Origin of the sequence: Pseudidiomarina sp. PP-1MA, from assembly GCF_041200125.1 — a bacterium.
GTDB lineage: Bacteria > Pseudomonadota > Gammaproteobacteria > Enterobacterales > Alteromonadaceae > Pseudidiomarina > Pseudidiomarina fusca.
In genome coordinates, this window is record NZ_CP165718.1 from 2,202,854 (window position 1) to 2,224,980 (window position 22,127).

The 22,127-nt window shown below is 47.0% G+C and carries 16 protein-coding genes, 2 tRNA genes and 3 rRNA genes; 7 read left to right on the plus strand and 14 right to left on the minus strand.

Translation table 11 applies throughout. From position 1 onward, the window contains the following. Nucleotides 1–95: 95 nt before the first annotated feature. From AB8S08_RS10435 to AB8S08_RS10470, 8 genes are all read right to left on the minus strand, one after another. Nucleotides 96–2,501 (minus strand): TonB-dependent receptor plug domain-containing protein, encoded by a 2,406-nt coding sequence (locus AB8S08_RS10435; protein ID WP_369742694.1) that lies wholly within the window; start codon nt 2,499–2,501, stop codon nt 96–98. Between the two features lie 268 nt (nt 2,502–2,769). Continuing rightward, nucleotides 2,770–2,884, minus strand: a 5S ribosomal RNA gene (gene rrf, locus AB8S08_RS10440). Between the two features lie 119 nt (nt 2,885–3,003). Further along, a 23S ribosomal RNA gene (locus AB8S08_RS10445) occupies nt 3,004–5,886 on the minus strand. Between the two features lie 270 nt (nt 5,887–6,156). After that, a tRNA-Ala gene (locus tag AB8S08_RS10450) sits at nt 6,157–6,232 on the minus strand. A 172-nt stretch (nt 6,233–6,404) separates the two neighbouring features. Next, a tRNA-Ile gene (locus tag AB8S08_RS10455) sits at nt 6,405–6,481 on the minus strand. 70 nt (nt 6,482–6,551) lie between these two features. Continuing rightward, nucleotides 6,552–8,095 (minus strand): 16S ribosomal RNA (locus tag AB8S08_RS10460). The 16S, 23S and 5S rRNA genes sit together here with 2 tRNA genes alongside, the layout of an rRNA operon. A 70-nt stretch (nt 8,096–8,165) precedes the next feature. Continuing rightward, nucleotides 8,166–8,507, minus strand: a complete 342-nt coding sequence (locus AB8S08_RS10465) for a hypothetical protein (RefSeq protein ID WP_369742695.1) — start codon at nt 8,505–8,507, stop codon at nt 8,166–8,168. A 56-nt stretch (nt 8,508–8,563) separates the two neighbouring features. Next, nucleotides 8,564–10,267, minus strand: coding sequence for a S8 family serine peptidase (locus tag AB8S08_RS10470; RefSeq protein WP_369742696.1), 1,704 nt, complete (start codon nt 10,265–10,267; stop codon nt 8,564–8,566). A gap of 199 nt (nt 10,268–10,466) precedes the next feature. Here AB8S08_RS10470 and trmA point away from each other — a divergent pair, with 199 nt between their 5' ends. Next, on the plus strand, nt 10,467–11,570 hold the full coding sequence (trmA, locus tag AB8S08_RS10475; protein WP_369742697.1) for a tRNA (uridine(54)-C5)-methyltransferase TrmA: 1,104 nt from the start codon (nt 10,467–10,469) through the stop codon (nt 11,568–11,570). Nucleotide 11,571: 1 nt separating this feature from the next. On the opposite strand, the gene AB8S08_RS10480 is transcribed toward trmA, so the two are convergent. From AB8S08_RS10480 to efp, 3 genes are all read right to left on the minus strand, one after another. Then, the gene (locus tag AB8S08_RS10480; RefSeq protein WP_110076991.1) at nt 11,572–11,952 is read right to left on the minus strand and encodes a MerC domain-containing protein; all 381 of its coding nucleotides are present in this window, start codon (nt 11,950–11,952) and stop codon (nt 11,572–11,574) included. Between the two features lie 63 nt (nt 11,953–12,015). After that, entirely contained in the window at nt 12,016–12,987 is a 972-nt protein-coding gene (gene epmA / locus AB8S08_RS10485; RefSeq protein ID WP_369742698.1) for an EF-P lysine aminoacylase EpmA, read from the minus strand. A gap of 18 nt (nt 12,988–13,005) precedes the next feature. Beyond that, nucleotides 13,006–13,575, minus strand: coding sequence for an elongation factor P (efp, locus tag AB8S08_RS10490; RefSeq protein ID WP_369742699.1), 570 nt, complete (start codon nt 13,573–13,575; stop codon nt 13,006–13,008). Between the two features lie 110 nt (nt 13,576–13,685). Between efp and epmB the strand changes: the two genes are divergently transcribed. After that, complete coding sequence (epmB, locus tag AB8S08_RS10495; RefSeq protein WP_369742700.1) at nt 13,686–14,684, plus strand: EF-P beta-lysylation protein EpmB; 999 nt, start codon at nt 13,686–13,688, stop codon at nt 14,682–14,684. 32 nt (nt 14,685–14,716) lie between these two features. Here epmB and AB8S08_RS10500 read toward each other — a convergent pair whose 3' ends face one another. The 3 genes from AB8S08_RS10500 to AB8S08_RS10510 all read right to left on the minus strand — a co-directional run bounded on the left by AB8S08_RS10500 (nt 14,717) and on the right by AB8S08_RS10510 (nt 17,319). After that, nucleotides 14,717–15,229 (minus strand): DUF3016 domain-containing protein, encoded by a 513-nt coding sequence (locus AB8S08_RS10500; RefSeq protein WP_369742701.1) that lies wholly within the window; start codon nt 15,227–15,229, stop codon nt 14,717–14,719. A 149-nt stretch (nt 15,230–15,378) separates the two neighbouring features. Beyond that, nucleotides 15,379–17,013, minus strand: coding sequence for a chaperonin GroEL (groL, locus tag AB8S08_RS10505; RefSeq protein ID WP_369742702.1), 1,635 nt, complete (start codon nt 17,011–17,013; stop codon nt 15,379–15,381). A 12-nt stretch (nt 17,014–17,025) separates the two neighbouring features. Continuing rightward, nucleotides 17,026–17,319 carry a co-chaperone GroES gene (locus tag AB8S08_RS10510; RefSeq protein ID WP_110076996.1) on the minus strand — a complete coding sequence of 98 codons (294 nt, stop codon included), beginning with the start codon at nt 17,317–17,319 and terminating at the stop codon, nt 17,026–17,028. 195 nt (nt 17,320–17,514) lie between these two features. On the opposite strand from AB8S08_RS10510, the gene cutA reads away from it, so the two are divergent. The 5 genes from cutA to accC all read left to right on the plus strand — a co-directional run bounded on the left by cutA (nt 17,515) and on the right by accC (nt 22,123). Next, complete coding sequence (cutA, locus tag AB8S08_RS10515; protein WP_110076997.1) at nt 17,515–17,844, plus strand: divalent-cation tolerance protein CutA; 330 nt, start codon at nt 17,515–17,517, stop codon at nt 17,842–17,844. Then, on the plus strand, nt 17,841–19,637 hold the full coding sequence (locus AB8S08_RS10520; RefSeq protein ID WP_369742703.1) for a protein-disulfide reductase DsbD: 1,797 nt from the start codon (nt 17,841–17,843) through the stop codon (nt 19,635–19,637). Before cutA ends, AB8S08_RS10520 begins: the two co-directional genes overlap by 4 nt. 156 nt (nt 19,638–19,793) lie before the next feature. Further along, the gene (gene aroQ / locus AB8S08_RS10525; RefSeq protein ID WP_369742704.1) at nt 19,794–20,261 is read left to right on the plus strand and encodes a type II 3-dehydroquinate dehydratase; all 468 of its coding nucleotides are present in this window, start codon (nt 19,794–19,796) and stop codon (nt 20,259–20,261) included. A gap of 24 nt (nt 20,262–20,285) precedes the next feature. Continuing rightward, a complete protein-coding gene (gene accB, locus AB8S08_RS10530; protein WP_369742705.1) occupies nt 20,286–20,750 on the plus strand; it encodes an acetyl-CoA carboxylase biotin carboxyl carrier protein in 465 nt (154 codons plus the stop codon). Between the two features lie 23 nt (nt 20,751–20,773). Further along, nucleotides 20,774–22,123: an acetyl-CoA carboxylase biotin carboxylase subunit gene (gene accC / locus AB8S08_RS10535; RefSeq protein WP_369742706.1), complete on the plus strand. Its 1,350-nt coding sequence runs from the start codon at nt 20,774–20,776 to the stop codon at nt 22,121–22,123. The last annotated feature ends 4 nt before the right edge of the window (nt 22,124–22,127 follow it).

The window sequence follows — 22,127 nt, forward strand, 5'->3', positions numbered from 1 at the left end:
ATAACGCTTTGTTTAATATAGACTTATAAGATGAAAAAGAAAAAGCCGCTAACCTGGGTTAGCGGCTTTGACCAATAATTAGCGATTATTAGCTATTAAAAACTATAAGTCACTTCACCATAATAGTAGCCACCATTGAAACCAAACGGTGCGTTAGTATTTGGATACATGAAGATACCATTAAACTGGTTTGATGGGTGCTGCTTGTCTGGGTATTCGTCCAGCAAGTTTTGTACACCCACATTGAAAGATAAGTTGTCATCCATTTTATACTTCACGGAAAAATCAACTACCCATTTACCGCTAAACTCAGTTTGTAGCCCTGCATTATTCTCTAACATGTAATCGCCAAAGTAATTGAAGCCCAAACGAGTTTCAAAATCTTCAACAATCGAGGTAAAAGATAACGAGCCGCTATGCCGCGGTACTGAACGAGTCATGCGGGTTTGTTCCACATTATCAAACAGTTTATCTTCTAAACCATCCAAAATAGTTGGTAGGTTAACACCATCCACTTCCGTTTTATTATAGCCATAAGCCAATTGCGTTTTGAGTAGCGAGCTACCAACATCGAACTCTTGGGTTGCCACCACATCCACACCACGGCTTGAGGTATCTACTGCGTTAATAAAGAAGCGTGCGTTATCTGCACCAGCTGCCGCAAGCGCTGCAGCAACCGCGGGAGAATCGCTTGGAATTAGCGAGCTAGAGAGAATGATTCGATCATCGATATCAATTTGGAAGGCATCAACTGTTACTGACAGGCCATCGTCGCCACTCCAAACCAAACCAAAGCTTAAACTTTGTGACTCTTCTGGCTGTAGCGCACCTAACTGCAGTGCTTGAGCTACCGGGCTTATGTTATTGAAGGTACCTGACTGTTCAGGCACTAACTCACCGTTACGGTTAACAAACAGAGTTGAGATATTCGTGAAATAGATTTGCTGCACACTAGGAGCGCGGAAACCGGTGTTCGCGGTAGCTCGAATAGCGAACTGATCGGTCACATCATAACGGCCCGAGATCTTCCAGCTGGTATTGTTACCAAAGTCTGAATAGTCTTCATAACGAACTGCTGCACCCCATTGAAACTGAGTAGTCAGCATGTTTTCAAGTTCTACATACAAACCCACGTTATCACGCGATTCATCTACTTCAGACTCAGGTTTAAACCCAGTGAAACCTTGGCTACCTGCTGGACGCCCATCGTAACCGCCGTTCTCATAAGATGCTGGCTCTCCCGCTGAAATCTTATAAGTGTTCTCACGATAGCTAAGCCCGAAAGCTACCGACAAGTCTGAGTTATTTACAAACGGGAAGAACCGCTGAACGTCAACGCTAGCATTAACTTCATTCAGTTCTAGAGTACCTGCATCAAATTCTGTTGGCGTTGACGGACCAAAAGATGCGTTTAACGAATTCTCCAAGCGATATTGGAACTCACTGGTGCCCATACCTACGCTGGCATCTACGTTCCAATCAGCTAATAGGAATTTATACCCACCAACTACAGAAAAATCTGATGTTTCTGGGGTAAGAAGCGGCAGATAACCATCCGGATAGACCTCGGTTAAGTTACGGTTATCTAAAGCACGACGATAGAATGCACCAGATTGCGATGTTCTATCACTGTATCCACCAAAGGCGTACAATTCGCCTTCGTTACCAGCTGCCATATTAGCGTTAAAGAAGATAGCTTTGTTTTCAAACGAAGCATCACCAACGTGATGACTTAATCTGTTGAAGGTTTCTTCGCGTGGATCTTCTTCACCATTAATTAATTCATATTGCTGGCGTGGATCAGGACCGGCACGGTTAGTTTTATTTTTATGATGGTATTCAAACGCTAACATCAAAGAACCATCGTCACCCAGCGCAAATCCAGTGTTACCATGTACTTTATATTGGTCACCATCACCAATATAAGTTTGGCCTGCATTAGCTGTTATGGAGCCGCCTTCTGATTGATCTTTGAGTACAATGTTAATCACCCCGGCAATTGCATCAGAACCGTATAGTGCAGCTGCACCATCACGAAGAACTTCAATGCGCTTGATGGATGAGATAGGGATTGCGTTCAAATCGACGTTGGAACTACCACGTCCGGTAGTACCATTTAAATGCACGAGAGCACTACTGTGACGACGCTTACCGTTAATCAAGACGAGTGTGTGATCAGGAGATAAACCACGTAGTGACGCTGGTCGAACCGCATCCGAACCGTCGGTAATCGATGACGTTGGGAAGTTAAAGCTTGGCACTGCGTATTGTAATGCACGTGCCGTTTCAGTGATACCGCTAGCCGCAAGATCTTCACCACTGATGATATCTACTGGCGCCGAACCGTCAGTCGCTGTTCGTACCGATAAACGAGAACCTACTACTTGGATGGTTTCTTCAGCTTCTACTGAAGCTTCTTGGGCAAATGCTGAATGAGTCATTAAAGCTGATGGAACTGCTAACGCTCCCGCAATCAGATAACTTAACTTCGCGTATTTCATGTTCTTCTCCTGCTGATTATTATTAAAATCAAAGTACATATTAGCAGTACATTGACTCTTTTATATACATCAGTATCTTCTTGTATAGATCAGAAAGCAATATGACCAAAGTCTGAGACTGCATAAAAATTTAACATAGTTCAATGTTTATGCTGATTTATGAGGCGAAAAGACAGGAAGTTAAGATTATTGGACGCTCTGCGCAATCTTTTCGAGCGCGCAACGAAAAAACCCCTAGCATAGCTGCTAGGGGTTGTTCGTATTTGGTGCCTGGCGGTGACCTACTCTCGCATAGGGAGACCCTACACTACCATCGGCGCGGAAGCGTTTCACTTCTGAGTTCGGAATGGATCAGGTGGTTCCACTTCGCTATTGCCGCCAGGCGTAAACTTGTACAATATGAATTCGCTGATTGTCGTGCCAGTAATGCACCACTCTAATTGAGCCTAGTAGAAGCTCGAACTTATGTCTTGGCTACAGCCCTAAACACCTTCGGTGTTGTATGGTTAAGCCTCACGGGCAATTAGTACGGGTTAGCTCAACGCATTACTACGCTTCCACACCCCGCCTATCAACGTTGTAGTCTCCAACGACCCTTTAGGACAATGACATGTCAGTGAGAGCTTATCTTGAGGCTCGCTTCCCGCTTAGATGCTTTCAGCGGTTATCGATTCCGAACGTAGCTACCGGGCAGTGCCATTGGCATGACAACCCGAACACCAGCGGTTCGTTCACTCCGGTCCTCTCGTACTAGGAGCAACCCCTCTCAACTCTCAAACGCCCACGGCAGATAGGGACCGAACTGTCTCACGACGTTCTAAACCCAGCTCGCGTACCACTTTAAATGGCGAACAGCCATACCCTTGGGACCGACTACAGCCCCAGGATGTGATGAGCCGACATCGAGGTGCCAAACACCGCCGTCGATATGAACTCTTGGGCGGTATCAGCCTGTTATCCCCGGAGTACCTTTTATCCGTTGAGCGATGGCCCTTCCATTCAGAACCACCGGATCACTATGACCTGCTTTCGCACCTGCTCGACGTGTCTGTCTCGCAGTTAAGCTGGCTTGTGCCATTACACTAACCGTACGATGTCCGACCGTACTTAGCCAACCTTCGTGCTCCTCCGTTACTCTTTGGGAGGAGACCGCCCCAGTCAAACTACCCACCAGGCACTGTCCTCACCCCAGATAATGGGGCTAAGTTAGAACATCAAACATACAAGGGTGGTATTTCAAGGATGGCTCCACGTCAACTAGCGCCAACGCTTCATAGCCTCCCACCTATCCTACACATGGAGGTTCAATGTTCAGTGCCAAGCTGTAGTAAAGGTTCACGGGGTCTTTCCGTCTAGCCGCGGGTACACCGCATCTTCACGGCGATTTCAATTTCACTGAGTCTCGGGTGGAGACAGCGTGGCCATGGTTACACCATTCGTGCAGGTCGGAACTTACCCGACAAGGAATTTCGCTACCTTAGGACCGTTATAGTTACGGCCGCCGTTTACCGGGGCTTCGATCAAGAGCTTCGCTTACGCTAACCCCATCAATTAACCTTCCGGCACCGGGCAGGTGTCACACCCTATACGTCATCTTTCGATTTTGCAGAGTGCTGTGTTTTTAATAAACAGTCCCAGCCACCTGGTCACTGCGGCCAGCTCCGGCTCCGTCCGTGTGGACTTCACCAGCTCTGGCGTACCTTCTCCCGAAGTTACGGTACTATTTTGCCTAGTTCCTTCACCCGAGTTCTCTCAAGCGCCTTAGTATTCTCTACCTGACCACCTGTGTCGGTTTGGGGTACGGTCAACATGAACCTGAAGCTTAGAGGCTTTTCCTGGAAGCATGGCATCAACAACTTCGCATCCGTAGATGCTCGTCTCGTATCTCAGTCTTAGCGGTCCGGATTTTCCTAAACCACCAACCTACATACTTTCACCGGGATAACCAACACCCGGCTTGCCTAGCCTTCTCCGTCCCCCCATCGCAGTTCATGTCGGTACGGGAATATTAACCCGTTTCCCATCGACTACGCCTTTCGGCCTCGCCTTAGGGGCCGACTTACCCTACCCTGATTAACATGGGATAGGAAACCTTGGTCTTCCGGCGTGGGGGTTTTTCACCCCCATTATCGTTACTCATGTCAGCATTCGCACTTCTGATACCTCCAGCATGCTTCTCAACACACCTTCAACGGCTTACAGAACGCTCCCCTACCCAGCAAAACAAGTTTGCTGCCGCAGCTTCGGTGCATGGCTTAGCCCCGTTACATCTTCCGCGCAGGCCGACTCGACTAGTGAGCTATTACGCTTTCTTTAAAGGATGGCTGCTTCTAAGCCAACCTCCTAGCTGTCTAAGCCTTCCCACATCGTTTCCCACTTAGCCATGACTTGGGGACCTTAGCTGGCGGTCTGGGTTGTTTCCCTCTTCACGACGGACGTTAGCACCCGCCGTGTGTCTCCCGGATAGTACTCACTGGTATTCGGAGTTTGCATGGGGTTGGTAAGTCGGGATGACCCCCTAGCCCAAACAGTGCTCTACCCCCAGTGGTATTCGTCCGAGGCGCTACCTAAATAGCTTTCGGGGAGAACCAGCTATCTCCGGGCTTGATTAGCCTTTCACTCCGAGCCACAGGTCATCTCCTAATTTTTCAACATTAGTGAGTTCGGTCCTCCAATTGATGTTACTCAATCTTCAACCTGCCCATGGCTAGATCGCCCGGTTTCGGGTCTATACCTTGCAACTAGACGCCCAGTTAAGACTCGGTTTCCCTACGGCTCCCCTATTCGGTTAACCTTGCTACAAAATATAAGTCGCTGACCCATTATACAAAAGGTACGCAGTCACACCACGAAGGTGCTCCTACTGCTTGTACGTAGACGGTTTCAGGTTCTATTTCACTCCCCTCGCCGGGGTTCTTTTCGCCTTTCCCTCACGGTACTGGTTCACTATCGGTCAGTTGGGAGTATTTAGCCTTGGAGGATGGTCCCCCCATATTCAGTCAAGATAACACGTGTCCCGACCTACTCGTTTTCACCTTCATGTTTCCTTCGTGTACGGGACTGTCACCCTGTATCGTTGAGCTTTCCAACTCATTCCACTAGAACCATGATTGCTTAAGGGCTAATTCCCGTTCGCTCGCCGCTACTAGGGAAATCTCGGTTGATTTCTTTTCCTCCGGGTACTTAGATGTTTCAGTTCTCCGGGTTCGCTTCTTACACCTATGGATTCAGTGCAAGATAGTGTGCATGCACACTGGGTTTCCCCATTCGGAAATCCATGACTCAAGCGGCTCTTACTGCCTCATCATGGCTTATCGCAAGTTAGTACGTCCTTCATCGCCTCCAACTGCCTAGGCATCCACCGTCTACGCTTAGTCACTTAACCATACAACCCGAAAATGTTTATTCGAGCTCTATGGGCTGTTTCTTTGCTGTACACAAGTTCGATACGCCTCTACCATTTTTGGATTCAAGTAGAGTGGCATTTCATTACTTTATTACAATCAGCTTGTTCATATTGTTAAAGAGCGGTGTAACATCAAGTTACTGATAAAGATTCTCGTAAGAATGTTTATCGCTAACTTTGGATAAAAACCGTTGTTCGTTATTCGTGCGCTGCGCTGTTCGTACGCTTCGCTGTTCGATAACTAAGAAGTGGTGGAGCCAAGCGGGATCGAACCGCTGACCTCCTGCGTGCAAGGCAGGCGCTCTCCCAGCTGAGCTATGGCCCCGTGTCGTTGTTCGTGCGCTACGCTATTCGTACGCGGCGCTGTTCGTTATTCGTGAAAATAACCAACCAAACCAACAAACCGATAAGACTAACTTCAAGGTTAGGCAAGGCGGGAAGGCACGAAGCATACATCAGTATGTGAGTGGCTTTCCAACGCAGCATAACCGCAGAAGTGGTGGGTCTGAGTAGACTTGAACTACCGACCTCACCCTTATCAGGGGTGCGCTCTAACCAGCTGAGCTACAGACCCAGTTTCTATCCGTTACATCTACCAAACCAGGCAATCTGTGTGAGCACTTAACTTCTTCAAGGCTTTTTCATAAGGAGGTGATCCAGCCGCAGGTTCCCCTACGGCTACCTTGTTACGACTTCACCCCAGTCATGAACCACACCGTGGTAAACGCCCTCCCGAAGGTTAAGCTATCTACTTCTGGTGCAGCCCACTCCCATGGTGTGACGGGCGGTGTGTACAAGGCCCGGGAACGTATTCACCGTGGCATTCTGATCCACGATTACTAGCGATTCCGACTTCACGGAGTCGAGTTGCAGACTCCGATCCGGACTACGACGCGCTTTTTGAGATCCGCTTACTATCGCTAGCTTGCTTCCCATTGTACGCGCCATTGTAGCACGTGTGTAGCCCATCCCGTAAGGGCCATGATGACTTGACGTCGTCCCCACCTTCCTCCGGTTTATCACCGGCAGTCTCCACAGAGTTCCCACCATTACGTGCTGGCAACTGAGGATAAGGGTTGCGCTCGTTGCGGGACTTAACCCAACATCTCACAACACGAGCTGACGACAGCCATGCAGCACCTGTCTCAGTGTTCCCGAAGGCACTCTTCTATCTCTAGATGATTCACTGGATGTCAAGGGATGGTAAGGTTCTTCGCGTTGCATCGAATTAAACCACATGCTCCACCGCTTGTGCGGGCCCCCGTCAATTCATTTGAGTTTTAACCTTGCGGCCGTACTCCCCAGGCGGTCAACTTAGTGCGTTAGCTGCGTTACTCACATCGTTTATGACACGAACAACTAGTTGACATCGTTTACGGCGTGGACTACCAGGGTATCTAATCCTGTTTGCTCCCCACGCTTTCGTACCTCAGCGTCAGTTTCTGACCAGGTGGCCGCCTTCGCCACCGGTATTCCTTCCAATATCTACGCATTTCACCGCTACACTGGAAATTCTACCACCCTCTTCAGAACTCGAGCCTGCCAGTTCAAAATGCCATTCCCAGGTTGAGCCCGGGGATTTCACATCTTGCTTAACAAGCCGCCTACGTACGCTTTACGCCCAGTAATTCCGATTAACGCTTGCACCCTCCGTATTACCGCGGCTGCTGGCACGGAGTTAGCCGGTGCTTCTTCTGTGGCTAACGTCAATCTTGTAGAGTATTAATCTACAAGCCTTCCTCACCACTGAAAGTGCTTTACAACCCGAAGGCCTTCTTCACACACGCGGCATGGCTGCATCAGGGTTTCCCCCATTGTGCAATATTCCCCACTGCTGCCTCCCGTAGGAGTCTGGGCCGTGTCTCAGTCCCAGTGTGGCTGATCATCCTCTCAGAACAGCTAGAGATCGTCGCCTTGGTGGGCCTTTACCCCACCAACTAGCTAATCTCACTTGGGCCTATCTCTAGGTGCAAGGTCCGAAGATCCCCTGCTTTGGTCCGTAGACATTATGCGGTATTAGCCACAGTTTCCCGTGGTTATCCCCCTCCTAAAGGCAAGTTCCCAAGCATTACTCACCCGTCCGCCGCTCGCCGGCAGAGTAGCAAGCTACTCCCCGCTGCCGCTCGACTTGCATGTGTTAGGCCTGCCGCCAGCGTTCAATCTGAGCCATGATCAAACTCTTCAATTTAAAGTGTTTAATCGACCCATTGAATCAATGACTTAATAAAATCTAATTTGTTAAGCACTTTTCCAATCAGTCAGGTGGTCAAAGTTAATGACCTTTGTTGCATCCGAAGATGCTTCTCTGCCTGAATCCGGTAAGTGCCCACACAGTTTGCTTGGCTTGGTATATTGTTAAAGAGCGTTCGCTTCGCTTTCGAAGCGGCTTGCGTTTCAGCAAGCAAGGCGGCGTATTCTACAGCCTTGGAGTTTTGTGTCAAGCCTTTCGGCAAACTTTTTTCTGACTCAAAACTTGTGCTTTTGGCGACTTCGTTGTCTGCCTCAAGCGTGGGGCGCATTTTAGAGATTTTACTGGCAACGTCAAGCGCCTTTTTCAACTTTTTAAATGTTTTTTTACTGACTGCTGGTTTTGTGTTCACCCCGCATAAAAAAAGCTCACAAAGGTGAGCTTTTTGTTACTAATCCAGTGAAAAGGCTACTTTTTACCGCCTTTACCATTTCCTTTACCGCTACCAGGATTACTACCATCTTCTCCCCCAGTATCACCGCCACCGGTATTATCACCGCCATTTCCACTACAACCATAACTATCTAAGTAATCAACCGCGGCTTTTGCCTGTACTAAGCCGTAACCATAGGCATTGTCTTTACCGCTAGTACCCAAGTCTTTAGCTGTGTGGGTTAGTGCGGTGCGAATATCTTGGTTGCTACAGGTTGTATGATAAGACCAAACAAGTGCTGCAACACCAGCAACATGCGGTGATGCCATTGACGTACCATCAAAGAAAGCCCAATCGCTGGTAGCTGAACCTACTGAGGTGCTACTACCGAGTTGGGTTAACAAAGTCGCACCATCGGCAGCGCTAATACCGACTGCTGGAATACTGGCAGCATAATCACCTAGGGTTGCCAGTAACTCACCCGGTTCATTGTTATATATAACAGCGCCCACGCCACCACCGGCTTCACAGGCTTGTACCTTTTCAGCGAAAGATACCACGCCACGTTCAATCAAGCAGACTTGGTTAGCTACATTTGTACATGCTGTATCAGCAATACCGCAAGCTGCTAATGCGCCCGTGGCAATAGTTGGAAACGCACCATCGATTGAATTGGCTGTGTATTGGGTGTTCGCTACGGTTAATTCTACTTTTTCACCGGTACCTCGAGGTACAGAAGATAAAACACCGACCCCAGGCGCGGCTAGCTCAACTTGATCTGTCTGTTGAGAAAAGCTAGCTATTTGTTCGTTAGCATCAACTGCAGCGACTGATACGACCGATGCATAAGAAGCAGGATAAGAATGTCGTGTATTGCCGTCATTACCTGCGGCAGCGACACTTAGCACGCCGGCATTGGCAAGATTGGCAAAAGCTCGTTCTTCAGCTTTGCTCGCACGAGAACCACCGAGACTCATATTGATCACTTGGGCACCGGCTGCTACACATTCATCGGTTGCGGCAATCAATGAAGAAGAATAGGCCCAACCCGATTCAGCAAACACCTTCACGATGTGAAGATTGATTTGCCCATTGGGCAATACTCCAACAACGCCTTCGCCATTGGTTAACGCCGCAATAGTTCCGGCAACGTGGGTACCATGGCCGTTCTCATCGGTATACCAATTGCCGGTACCAGCATCAAAACTACCAGAAACATTCGTCTGAGGCAGATCCGGATGGCCTAAATCATACCCTGAATCGATAATACAAAGAGTTCGACTACCTGCGGCACCATCACTCAATAAGTCTGCTTGTACCTGACTGATGCCGTAAGGCTTACCAGGTTCGTATTGAGTACTGTAGAGATAGCGCTTCTCATCCGGCTCTACTGAAATCACATTCGGATTATTACGGAGCCCCTGAATTGCATTAGCGGAAACTTCCAACGCCATCATGTTACGTTCAGGAAGATCAAGAACGATAAACTTAGGAGGCCAAGGCTCTCTTGGTTTCTCCTTTTTCTTGGTGTCCGTAGGCGGAGGCGTTGGCTCAGGTTTGCTGGCATCATTAGCCATCACATAGTCAGCTACAAGTCTTTGTGTACCTGGTTTGAATTCGACTAACACTCGCTCTTTGTTGTGGCCAGCCGAATCGGGCTGCTCCGCATGAACGGCCGATGCAACACACAAGGCCGCCGTGGTTATGGCAAACATTCCTAACTTGGACACTTTAGACATAGCTGAAACCTTTTTATATATTGTTCTATTTATGGGAGTTTCTTAGATAAAAATATCTAACCCTGTCATCATTGTCTATATTTCCGATATGTGCAATGTCATAGGTAGATTTTTACATTTTGAATTGCTCGGTCATGCTAGTAGACATTTTTAAGTCGAAGGTTACAATGCCCAGTCTTTTTTAGCGATAGGAGCAACCATGACTTCAGGTGCAGTTAATCCGGCCCACTATGCCAGTCAACTTGAGACTAAAGTAACGCGCTTGCAACAGCTGCTGGCTCCTTATACTGCGGCATCGCCAACAGTATTTTCCTCGCCGGCCTCACATTATCGGATGCGCGCCGAATTTAGAGTTTGGCATGACGGCGATGACCTGTTCTACATCATGTTTGACGCAGAAACGCGCGCAAAGATACGCATCGATCAATTTCCGGTAGGGAGTGAGCTTATTAATCGCTTGATGCCGGCAATTATTGACTACGTTAAATACCAACCGGTGCTGCGCAATAAGCTGTTTCAGGTGGAGTTTCTAACCACAACCACAAAACAAGCATTGATTTCATTAATCTATCATCGCCAATTAGATGAAGAGTGGCAGTTGTTCGCACAGCAATTAAAGCAGCACTTAAGCCAATATGGTGAGATTCACATTATCGGCCGAGCAAAAAAACAAAAAATCTGTCTTGAGCAAGATTGGGTGACTGAGACTTTAACGATTGCCGGGCGTGATTACTCTTTTCAACAAGTTGAAAATAGCTTTACGCAACCTAATGCTGCAGTAAATAAGCATATGATTGAATGGGCCCTAGCAGCCACACAAGACCGTCCTGGCGACTTACTCGAACTGTATTGTGGTAATGGGAATTTCAGTTTGCCGTTAGCACAAAACTTTGACCGGGTGTTGGCTACAGAAATAAGTAAAACTTCTGTCGCTTCTGCTATTTATAACTGCGAATTAAATAAGATAAAGAATGTCACTTTAGTTAGGATGTCTGCTGAAGATTTCAGTGCCGTTCTAGCTGGCAGCAAACAATCTCGCCGCGCGACTGAGGCCGATGTTTTGAGTTTTAATTGCCAAACGGTTTTAGTGGATCCGCCAAGAGCTGGATTAGATATGGATACGATTGAGCTTGTACGTCAGTACGAGATGATTGTTTATATTTCCTGTAACCCGGAAACCTTAGCTGAAAACATTGGCCAATTAGCCAACACTCACGAAGTTACCCAAACGGCGTTATTTGATCAGTTTCCATATACTCATCACATGGAAGCTGGGGTTATCCTAACTCGTAAAGTGCAATAGCCTATTGCACTTGAGGCTTGATCGGACAGCTGCGTACTAATCTTAAGTTAACCCAGTGCGCAGCAATGATTAGACCGGCACCAATGAGAATAACTAAAGGTTCAGCAAACTCACCAAAGCTATCTTTATTCCAGTAAACAGCGCCACCGCAGATTAATAATAACAACGGGTACCATTGCGCATGTTTACGTACGCCGAAGCCTAAGGCGATAAGACCAATCACAATACTCAACGAAAGGATAGTACGCTCTAAAAACTCTTCGCCAATAAAAGATAAACCAATCACCGATAACAACGGTAAAATCACAGGCAAAGCGAGGCAATGTAACGCACATAAGGTGGTTACCCAAATACCAGTTTTGTCGAGCGAACGTTGCGTCATGATAATCCGTGCTTTTACTTAAGGTGTGCCAAGACAGTCGTGTTATATTATAACATTACTTAATCAGGCGCAAGACAGATCAAAAGGTAGCACAGATTGAATGTTCGCCTTTTTGCTTTGGATCATGAGTAGTCGGTCAAAGCCTAAAGCAACTCCGGCACAGTTCGGAAACCCTGCAGCAAGTGCTTGTAGTAGTCGCGTATCGGCTGCAGCTTGAGGACGCCCCAACTGCAAACGTAGTTGATTATCAGACGCAAAACGTTGCGTTTGTTCGGCTGCTTGCGTGAGCTCTTGATAGCCATTGGCAAGCTCTATTCCGCCTGCATACACTTCAAATCGCAAGGCCACACGACTATCATCAGCGGCAATTTCTGCCAAGGCTGCTTGGCTACTCGGAAAATGAGTGACAATGGTTATTGCGTCAACATTTAAGCGAGGCTCAATCACGCAAGCCATGGCTAATTGCAGTAAAGTGTCTCGATCGTCCTCGCGCTCAGCTAAATCTGCAACTTCGGGGTAATCACTTAAAGTCCGTTGCAGTTGCGAGACTGAAGCCGCAAGAGGATCAACTGCGAGATAACGCTGAAAGAGCTCTTGATAGGTTTGTTGGACAACCATACGCTCACCCAACACTAATAATAGGAGTTCGACGACTTCCGCAATAAGCTCTGCCATCGTAAAGCCAACACGATACCATTCTAACATCGTGAATTCAGGGTTATGCCGTGGCCCTACTTCATCATCCCGAAAGACTTTTCCAAGTTGATAAATGCTACAACCATAAGCGGCAAGCAGACGCTTCATGGCGTACTCGGGTGATGTCTGTAGATAAAAAGGTTGGTTTGGTAACACCGCAATTTCGGTTTGCAGATTACTCAGATGAACATCGGTTACGCCATAGCGTGACAGCAATGGCGTATCCACTTCTAGCACCTGACGTTGCCAGAAAAACTCTCGAAGTTGGCGTAGCAATGCTGCCCGTTGTTGCAATAATTCTAACGACGCGGATGGCCGCCAATTATCTGATAGCTGCACTGCTATGCCCTAACTGATTTACTTTTGTACGCGTGATACGTATTCGCCAGAGCGAGTATCTACTTTAATGATTTCGCCAATCTGTACGAATAATGGAACCCGAACCACCGCGCCTGTAGACAACGTAGCTGGCTTACCACCGGTACCAGCAGTATCACCTTTCAAACCAGGATCGGTTTCAACGATCTCTAACTCAACAAAGTTAGGTGGTGTTACCGCGATCGGGTTACCGTTCCAAAGTGTTAACGTACATACATCTTGCTCAACTAACCATTTGGTCATGTCGCCCACAGCTTTTGCATCGGCAGCCAATTGCTCAAAGGTTTCGTTGTTCATAAAATGCCAGAACTCGCCATCGTTATAGAGATAGGCTAAATCAACATCAACAACATCCGCACCTTCAACTGAGTCACCTGATTTGAAGGTCTTCTCAACAACTTTGCCGCTGATTAATTTACGAATACGAACACGGTTAAAGGCTTGCCCTTTACCAGGCTTAACCATTTCGTTTTCGATAATTGAACAGGGCTCACCATCTTGCATGATTTTTAAGCCAGCTTTAAATTCGTTTGTGCTGTAATTCGCCATAGCTTCCTCGTATGCTTTTAAATTAAGCGATTTCGCGCGCAATAATAAACCATAACGCAGTATTTTTCAGGTAAAATAATTCGTTCGTGGAAATAATAAGTAGGTTTTTTGTGTCCGATTCTCAAGCAGTATCCATTCGTCCACTGTGGCAACAGCAGTTAGCACAAGCAATAACCTCACCCGAACAGCTTGGTGAGTTACTGCAACTACCGGCTAGCTGGGTTGCTCAACATCGCGAGGCAAGGCGCCTGTTTCCACTGCGGGTGACGCCTCATTTTGTGAAGTTGATGCAGCCAGGTGATTGCAATGACCCTTTGCTCTTGCAGGTGATGCCGCACCACAACGAATTTACTGAACATCCAGAATTTACCAAAGACCCTTTAGCTGAGCAGTCTAATACGCAGCCGGGGATTCTACATAAATATAAGTCGCGCGTGTTAGTTATCTTAAAAGGTGGCTGTGCGATTAACTGCCGCTATTGTTTTCGTCGTCATTTTCCTTATCAACAGCATAGCTTTGGTAGGTCTGAACTGGCCAGCTTAGTTGCCACCATAGCGTCGGATACCAATATTAATGAAGTGATTTTAAGTGGCGGCGATCCCCTTTTGGCTACCGATGAAAAGCTTGATGAGATACTAACAACCTTAGAACAACTACCGCAATTACGCCGCATACGAATCCACTCACGGCTACCCGTAGTATTGCCGACGCGATTAACCAGCAAGCTTGCCGAGCGCTTAGCCCGAAGTCACCTGCAAGCTATTCTGGTGTTGCATATCAATCACCCGCGAGAAGTAGCAGACGAATTAGCTGCGGCCGCACTAGCTTGGCATCAAGCCGGTGTTACGCTGCTAAATCAAAGCGTGCTGTTAAAGGGGATTAATGACTCAGTTACCTGCCTAAGTGAACTAAGCGAAAAACTCTTTGCCGCTAACATCATGCCTTATTATCTACATCAATTAGATAAAGTGGCTGGTGCCAGTCATTTTGCCGTTACCGATGAAGCAGCCCTTAAGCTGTATCAACAATTATTAGCTGAACTACCGGGCTTTTTAGTGCCAAAGTTAGTTCGAGAGATTGCCGGCGAAGCAAGTAAAACGCCACTCTGAAGGAGTGGCGTTTGCAGTATTGAAAGAGCTAGTTAAAAATACTCTTTAAAGTTATCTTTGAACCAATCACGAAGCAGTTGTTTCTCAAAGTAAACATTATCACGGCTACTACGCATAATTTCACGTCGAGTAATAATGCTACCTAGATCTTTTATCCGTTCCTCACCTTCTTGGATAACTTGTCCGTTAGCATCAGTATAGCTGTAGGTAAATTTGATCATTGGATAACTAATCTCGTCAACCACACGCTGATAGCGCATTCCAGTATCAACGAAAACCGGCTCAACACGCCCAGTTAAATCAATGTCATTAATAGCTATGGTGAACTGATGATCGGCTGGCAGCTTCTCAGCTAATTCACCAATATAAGCAGTAAGCTCGTCCATAACTCGCTGTTCAAAACGGTCTTGTTTATCTCCAACAGCTTCAATGTCAAAGAATTTTTTGGGGTCACCCCAACTAACTTTCGCTTCCGCCGCGAGCGCAGTTTGGTGACATAGCCCAGCTAACATTAAACCAGTTACTAATAGAGTTTTTTTCATCATTTGAGTCCTCCTATGAGACGCTCGATATCGCATTATATGCGCTTCTATTAGTTTAGACGCTAGTCGGATTGAAAGTGTGACATACAAAATAAAAAAGGGAGATGCCGAAACATCTCCCCGTTTTGAATGGTTTTATGACGTAATCGAAATTACATCATGCCGCCCATTCCACCCATGCCGCCCATATCTGGAGCAGCTGGCTCATCTTTTGGCACTTCCGCTACCATAGCTTCGGTAGTAATCATCAAGGCTGCGATAGATGAAGCAAACTGTAACGCTGAACGAGTTACTTTGGTTGGATCCAAAATACCCATTTCTAGCATGTCGCCATACACGTCTTGACCTGCGTTGTAACCGTAGTTACCTTCGCCGTTTTTCACGTTATTGGCTACCACAGAACCTTCAGCGCCTGCGTTAGTAGCGATTTGACGCAGTGGTGATTCCATCGCACGAAGTGCTAACTTGATACCTACGTTTTGGTCTTCATTATCACCACGTAAGTCAGCAAGTTTGCTAGCAGCTCGCACTAATGCTACACCACCACCAGGCACAACGCCTTCTTCTACCGCTGCGCGAGTTGCATGCAGAGCATCTTCAACACGTGCTTTCTTCTCTTTCATTTCTACTTCAGTCGCAGCACCTACTTTAATAACTGCAACACCGCCAGCAAGTTTAGCTAAACGCTCTTGCAGTTTTTCACGGTCGTAATCAGAAGTAGTTTCCTCTACTTGTTGACGAATCTGAGCAACACGGCCTTCAATGGCTGCTTGGTCGCCGTTACCATCAACAATAGTAGTGTTGTCTTTGTTGATCACGACTCGTTTGGCAGTACCTAGATCTTCGAGTTGAGCTTTCTCAAGCTCCATACCAATTTCTTCTGAAATCACAGTACCGCCAGTCAATACAGCGATGTCTTGCAACATAGCTTTACGGCGATCGCCGAAGCCTGGTGCTTTTACTGCCGCTACTTTCACGATGCCACGCATGTTGTTCACAACTAAAGTCGCTAAGGCTTCACCTTCAACATCTTCGGCAATAATCAACAATGGCTTACCTGATTTAGCTACACCTTCAAGAACTGGTAACAATTCACGAATGTTCGATACTTTTTTATCAACCAATAAAATAAACGGACTTTCTAATTCAACAGTGCCGTTTTCTTGGTTATTGATGAAGTATGGTGATAGGTAACCACGGTCAAACTGCATACCTTCAACAACGTCAAGTTCATCTTGCAATGCTTGACCTTCTTCAACCGTGATAACACCTTCTTTGCCTACCTTTTCCATCGCTTTAGCGATGATTTCACCGATGGTGCTATCTGAGTTAGCTGAGATGGTACCTACCTGAGCGATAGCTTTGGTGTTGTCACAAGGTTGTGAAATTTTCTTCAGCTCTTCAACAGCACTGATGACGGCTTTATCAATACCGCGTTTTAAATCCATTGGATTCATGCCCGCAGCAACCGCTTTCAAGCCTTCGTTGACAATTGCTTGAGCTAACACAGTAGCAGTGGTAGTACCGTCACCTGCTTCGTCATTAGCTTTAGAGGCAACTTCTTTCACCATCTGTGCGCCCATGTTTTCGAACTTATCTTCTAGTTCGATCTCTTTGGCTACTGAAACACCATCTTTGGTGATCAAAGGTGCGCCAAATGATTTTTCTAGGACGACGTTACGACCCTTCGGGCCCAAAGTTACTTTAACTGCGTCAGCAAGAACGTTCACGCCTTTAAGCATGCGTTGACGTGCACTGTTTCCAAAAATGACTTCTTTAGCTGCCATGTTTATTTCTCCTTAGCCTTCTACGATCGCTAGAATGTCTGATTCGCTCATGATCAAGTACTCTTCACCCTCGATCTTTTGCGTCTTAACACCATATCCTTCGTTAAATAGCACGGTATCGCCAACTTTTACGTCTAGCGCTTTTACCTCGCCATTTTCAAGGATACGACCGTTACCTACAGCTACAACCTCACCTTGGGTTGATTTTTCTGCGGCTGAACCGGTCAATACAATACCACCAGCAGATTTAGTTTCTGCTTCTGAACGCTTAATGATCACTCGATCATGTAAAGGACGAAGTTTCATCTTGGATAACTCCTAAACCTAAGTTTGTGGGTTGATAAAAGCTTTGGGGATGAACCAAAGCAGTTAAAAAGTGAATGTGCACCAGTTATGGGGGGTAAAAATAAGAACTCAAGGTGCAATGATAAATTTTTTTTGTTTTCGTATACTGGTCGTAAGATAGTCTTTAAGCGTACTCAATGAGAAGAGATAAAACTAATGCCAACATCGTCAACCTATCGTATTGTGGTATGCAGTTGTCCTAGCAAGCAATCAGCTAAAGCCATTGCTGAAAAAGTTTTACGAGCGCGCTTAGCTGCCTGCGTTAATATTTCATCGCCAACAACATCCATGTATTGGTGGGATGATCATATCCATGCCGATGAAGAAGTCTTGTTACAGATCAAGACAACCGTAGGCTGTCTTGAGGCACTCTTTGCGCTGGTGCAACAGGCACACCCCTACGATGTGGCGGAACTTATTGCTGTGCCTATTACGGAAGGCTCACCCGATTATTTAAATTGGATAACACAGGTCACCCAATCATGACAGTTAAGCAGTACCCTCTCGTTATTCTCTCTACTTTATTCGCGCTAGTATGGTTGCTCACTGCTGGGGCTCAGGCACAACAGTTTCAGCTCCAAAGTAGTGACCCTTTTCAACAACCCGAATTCTTACCTGTTGACGAAGCTTTTGCGTTCAATTTTAAGCAAGACGGCGATCAGCTGACCTTACAATGGACCATTGCGCCATCTTATTATCTCTACCAGCACCGATTTGTGGTGAAAAGTGATGTGGCTTTGCAAGCGCAACCACAATTACCAGAAGGTGAGCCCCACGTTGATGAGTTTTTCGGCGAAACTGTGGTGTATCGCGATTACGTTGAAATCACTTATGAATTGCAGCAGGCGGCGCCTCAGCAAACTTTCGTGATTTCTTATCAGGGCTGCGCCGATGCCGGTTTATGTTACCCGCCCACGGATAAAACCATTGCGCTGAATACCGTACAAGCCACAGGCACGGCAGTGTCTTTTGAGCAGATCACTGAGAATAGTCAACAATCAGAATCTGCTAGCATTTTTGATGCAATTCATGAGCAGCCCCTGTGGTTGTCGCTGGGGTTATTTTTAGTCCTCGGGATTGGCTTAGCTTTTACGCCTTGCGTGTTGCCTATGTACCCGATTATTTCTGCCATCATCATGGGGTCTTCTGGGCCTGCTGCATCGGCTACTGGCTCGACAACAGCTGCGCGTAAACCCTTAACCACGCTGCGTGCATTTACCTTGTCGTTCGCTTATGTACAAGGGATGGCCGTGACCTATTCAGCACTAGGTATTGTGGTAGCCCTAGCTGGATTGCGCTATCAAGCCATGTTACAGCACCCAGTTTTGTTAGTGGTGCTAGCCCTAGTGTTTGTGTTGCTGGCCCTGAGTATGATGGGTGTGTATACCATCACCTTACCGAGTAAGTGGCAAAATTACCTCAATAGTATTAGCCAAGGTCAACGTGGTGGAGCACATTCCAGTGTCTTTATCATGGGTGCCCTATCAGGATTAATAGCCTCACCATGCACCACCGCTCCGCTATCTGGCGTGCTGCTATTCATTGCGCAGTCGGGCGATATCGTGAATGGCGGGGCCATTCTATATGCATTGAGTATCGGCATGGGCCTACCCTTATTAGTGTTCGGGGTAACGGGTGGCAAACTATTGCCTAAAGCCGGCGCTTGGATGAACACAGTAAAACGGTTGTTCGGCGTTATCTTGCTCGCAGTTGCGCTGGTGTTAGTAGAACGCCTCTTGCCCTTTCACGTAGCAGATTGGCTATGGGTGCTCTTTATCTGTGCTAGTGCAATTTACCTTATTGTTAGCGGCTGGGCTGAAATGGCGCGCAAGCCAGCAGTGGTGTTCAGCAGTGTTTGGCTAATTCTTGCTAGTGGCTTACTCTATACCTGGTGGCCACAGCCCAGCAGCGCTCATTTGCCTTTCAAACAAGTGACTTCTGTTGCCGCAATTGAGGCCGAGTTAGCAGCAGCCGCAGCTAATCAACAGTGGGTGATGTTAGATTTGTACGCCGACTGGTGCGTTGCTTGTAAAGAGTTTGAGCGCTACACCTTTGCTAACGAGCAGGTTCAGCAAGCCTTGAGCGATGTGCGCTTGCTACAAGCAGACGTTACCGCCAACACGGCTGAGAACAATGCAATATTGCAGCACTACCAGGTATTAGGTTTGCCTACCATTTTATTTTTCTATGCCGGCGAGGAAGTTCAAGGTGCCAGAGTCACTGGGTTTTTACCGGCGGATGAATTTACAGAGCATGTAAAAAGTACAACAGAAAATTAAAGATTGCAGCGAACTGCGGTGATAAGACCAGTATTTTGCTGCGTAATCTCATTTTTTCTCTATAATGCCAAGATAAGCATGGAACTAGAGGCCAAATTTGGCCTCTAATTCTCTAAATTCCTAGAGACATGACGTTTCGCAGCAGATCGCAGCATTATGACGACAAAAAATGCCAGAACATCAAGACTATTGCTTCTCAATGGCCCTAACCTTAATTTGTTAGGCACTCGGGAGCCCGATATTTATGGTTCACAAACCCTCAATGATATTGAGCATCAACTGCGGCAACAAGCTGAGCAGTTAAACCTTGTTTTAGACTGCAGACAGTCTAATGCTGAGCATCAACTGCTTGAGTGGATTCATGAAGCTAGAACCACCCATGTCGATTTTATTCTAATCAACCCAGGCGCCTTTACTCATACTAGCATTGCCTTGCGTGATGCCTTGGCCGGGGTAGCTATTCCTTTTATCGAAGTACATCTTTCCAATATTCATGCACGCGAAGCCTTTCGTAAGCATTCTTATTTATCAGACCTAGCCGTAGGGGTTATCTGTGGACTTGGCGCGCAAGGCTATAGCCTCGCGTTGCAAGCAGCCCAGCAGCACTTACAGCACAACTCATAACATTTAATTAGGTAATTAATACTCATGGATATTCGTAAAATTAAGAAATTAATCGAACTGGTAGAAGAATCTGGTATCGCTGAATTAGAAATTACCGAAGGTGAAGAATCCGTTCGTATTCATCGTGGTGGCAGCCACAGCGCTCCGGTCCATTATCAAGCGGCACCGATGCATCATTATCCTGCTCCGGCACCAGCTCCGGCGGCGGCAGCGGCGGCAGCACCTGCAGCAGAAGCAGCAGCGCCAGAAATTTCAGGCCATGTTGTTAAATCACCTATGGTTGGCACTTTCTACGCAGCTCCAGCACCGGGTGCCGCTGACTTTGTAAGCGTTGGCCAACAGGTTAAAGCTGGCGAAACCTTATGCATTGTAGAAGCGATGAAAATGATGAACCAGATCGAAGCCGACAAAGGCGGAGTGGTGAAACAAATTCTTGTAGAAAACGGTGAGCCGGTTGAGTTTGATCAGCCATTATTTGTTATTGAGTAACGGCATCAGCCAGGACCAAAATCATGTTAGATAAGGTTGTTATAGCTAACCGAGGCGAGATTGCGCTGCGTATTTTGCGCGCCTGTAAAGAGCTCGGAATTAAAACCGTAGCGGTACACTCTACCGTTGACCGCAATTTGAAGCATGTGCTGCTAGCCGATGAGTCTATCTGTATTGGCGATGCACCTGCTACTAATAGTTATTTGAATATTCCACGCATTATTAGTGCGGCGGAAATTACTGACGCAGCAGCTATCCACCCAGGTTATGGCTTTCTTGCTGAGAATGCCGACTTTGCCGAACAAGTAGAAAACTCTGGTTTCATTTTTGTCGGCCCAACCGCTGATGTTATTCGCCTAATGGGCGATAAAGTTTCTGCTATTGAAGCGATGAAGAAAGCAGGTGTGCCTTGTGTGCCTGGCTCCGGTGGTCCGTTAGGTGATGATGATGCCACTAACTTAAAAACCGCTAAGCGGATTGGCTATCCAGTGATAGTAAAAGCAGCTGGGGGCGGCGGTGGCCGTGGCATGCGGGTCGTGCGTAAAGAAGACGAACTGATTCGCGCTATTAGCACCACCAAAGCAGAAGCCGGAGCAGCCTTCGGTAACTCCATGGTGTACATGGAGAAGTTTCTAGAGAATCCTCGGCATATTGAGATTCAAGTGTTGGCTGATGGTCAAGGTAACGCAGTTTACTTAGGTGAGCGTGATTGTTCGATGCAACGCCGCCACCAAAAGGTCGTTGAAGAAGCGCCAGCACCAGGCATTACCGCAGAGATGCGTAAGTTTATTGGTGAACGCTGTGCCAAAGCCTGCATCGAGATTGGCTATCGTGGTGCCGGTACGTTTGAGTTCCTTTACGAAAACGGTGAGTTCTATTTCATTGAAATGAATACCCGTATTCAGGTTGAGCATCCAGTTACCGAAATGGTTACCGGAATCGATCTCATTAAAGAGCAACTGCGCATTGCCGCGGGTCGTCAATTATCGATTTCACAAGAAGACGTAGTGATTCGCGGACATGCTGTTGAATGCCGGATTAACGCTGAAGATCCAGCAACTTTTATTCCATCGCCGGGTACCATCACCCGCTTCCACCCACCGGGTGGTTTAGGAGTGCGTTGGGATTCGCATGTGTATGCAGATTATCGGGTACCACCTAATTACGATTCGATGATTGGTAAGTTAATTACCTATGGTGAAAATCGTGATGTAGCAATAGCCCGCATGCGCAATGCGCTGAGTGAGTTAATCATCGAAGGTATTAAAACCAATGTGCCATTGCAGAAAGACATCATGGCTGATGAAAACTTCCAGCACGGTGGCACGAACATCCACTATCTAGAGAAAAAGCTCGGCATGGGTGGTCACTAACGCC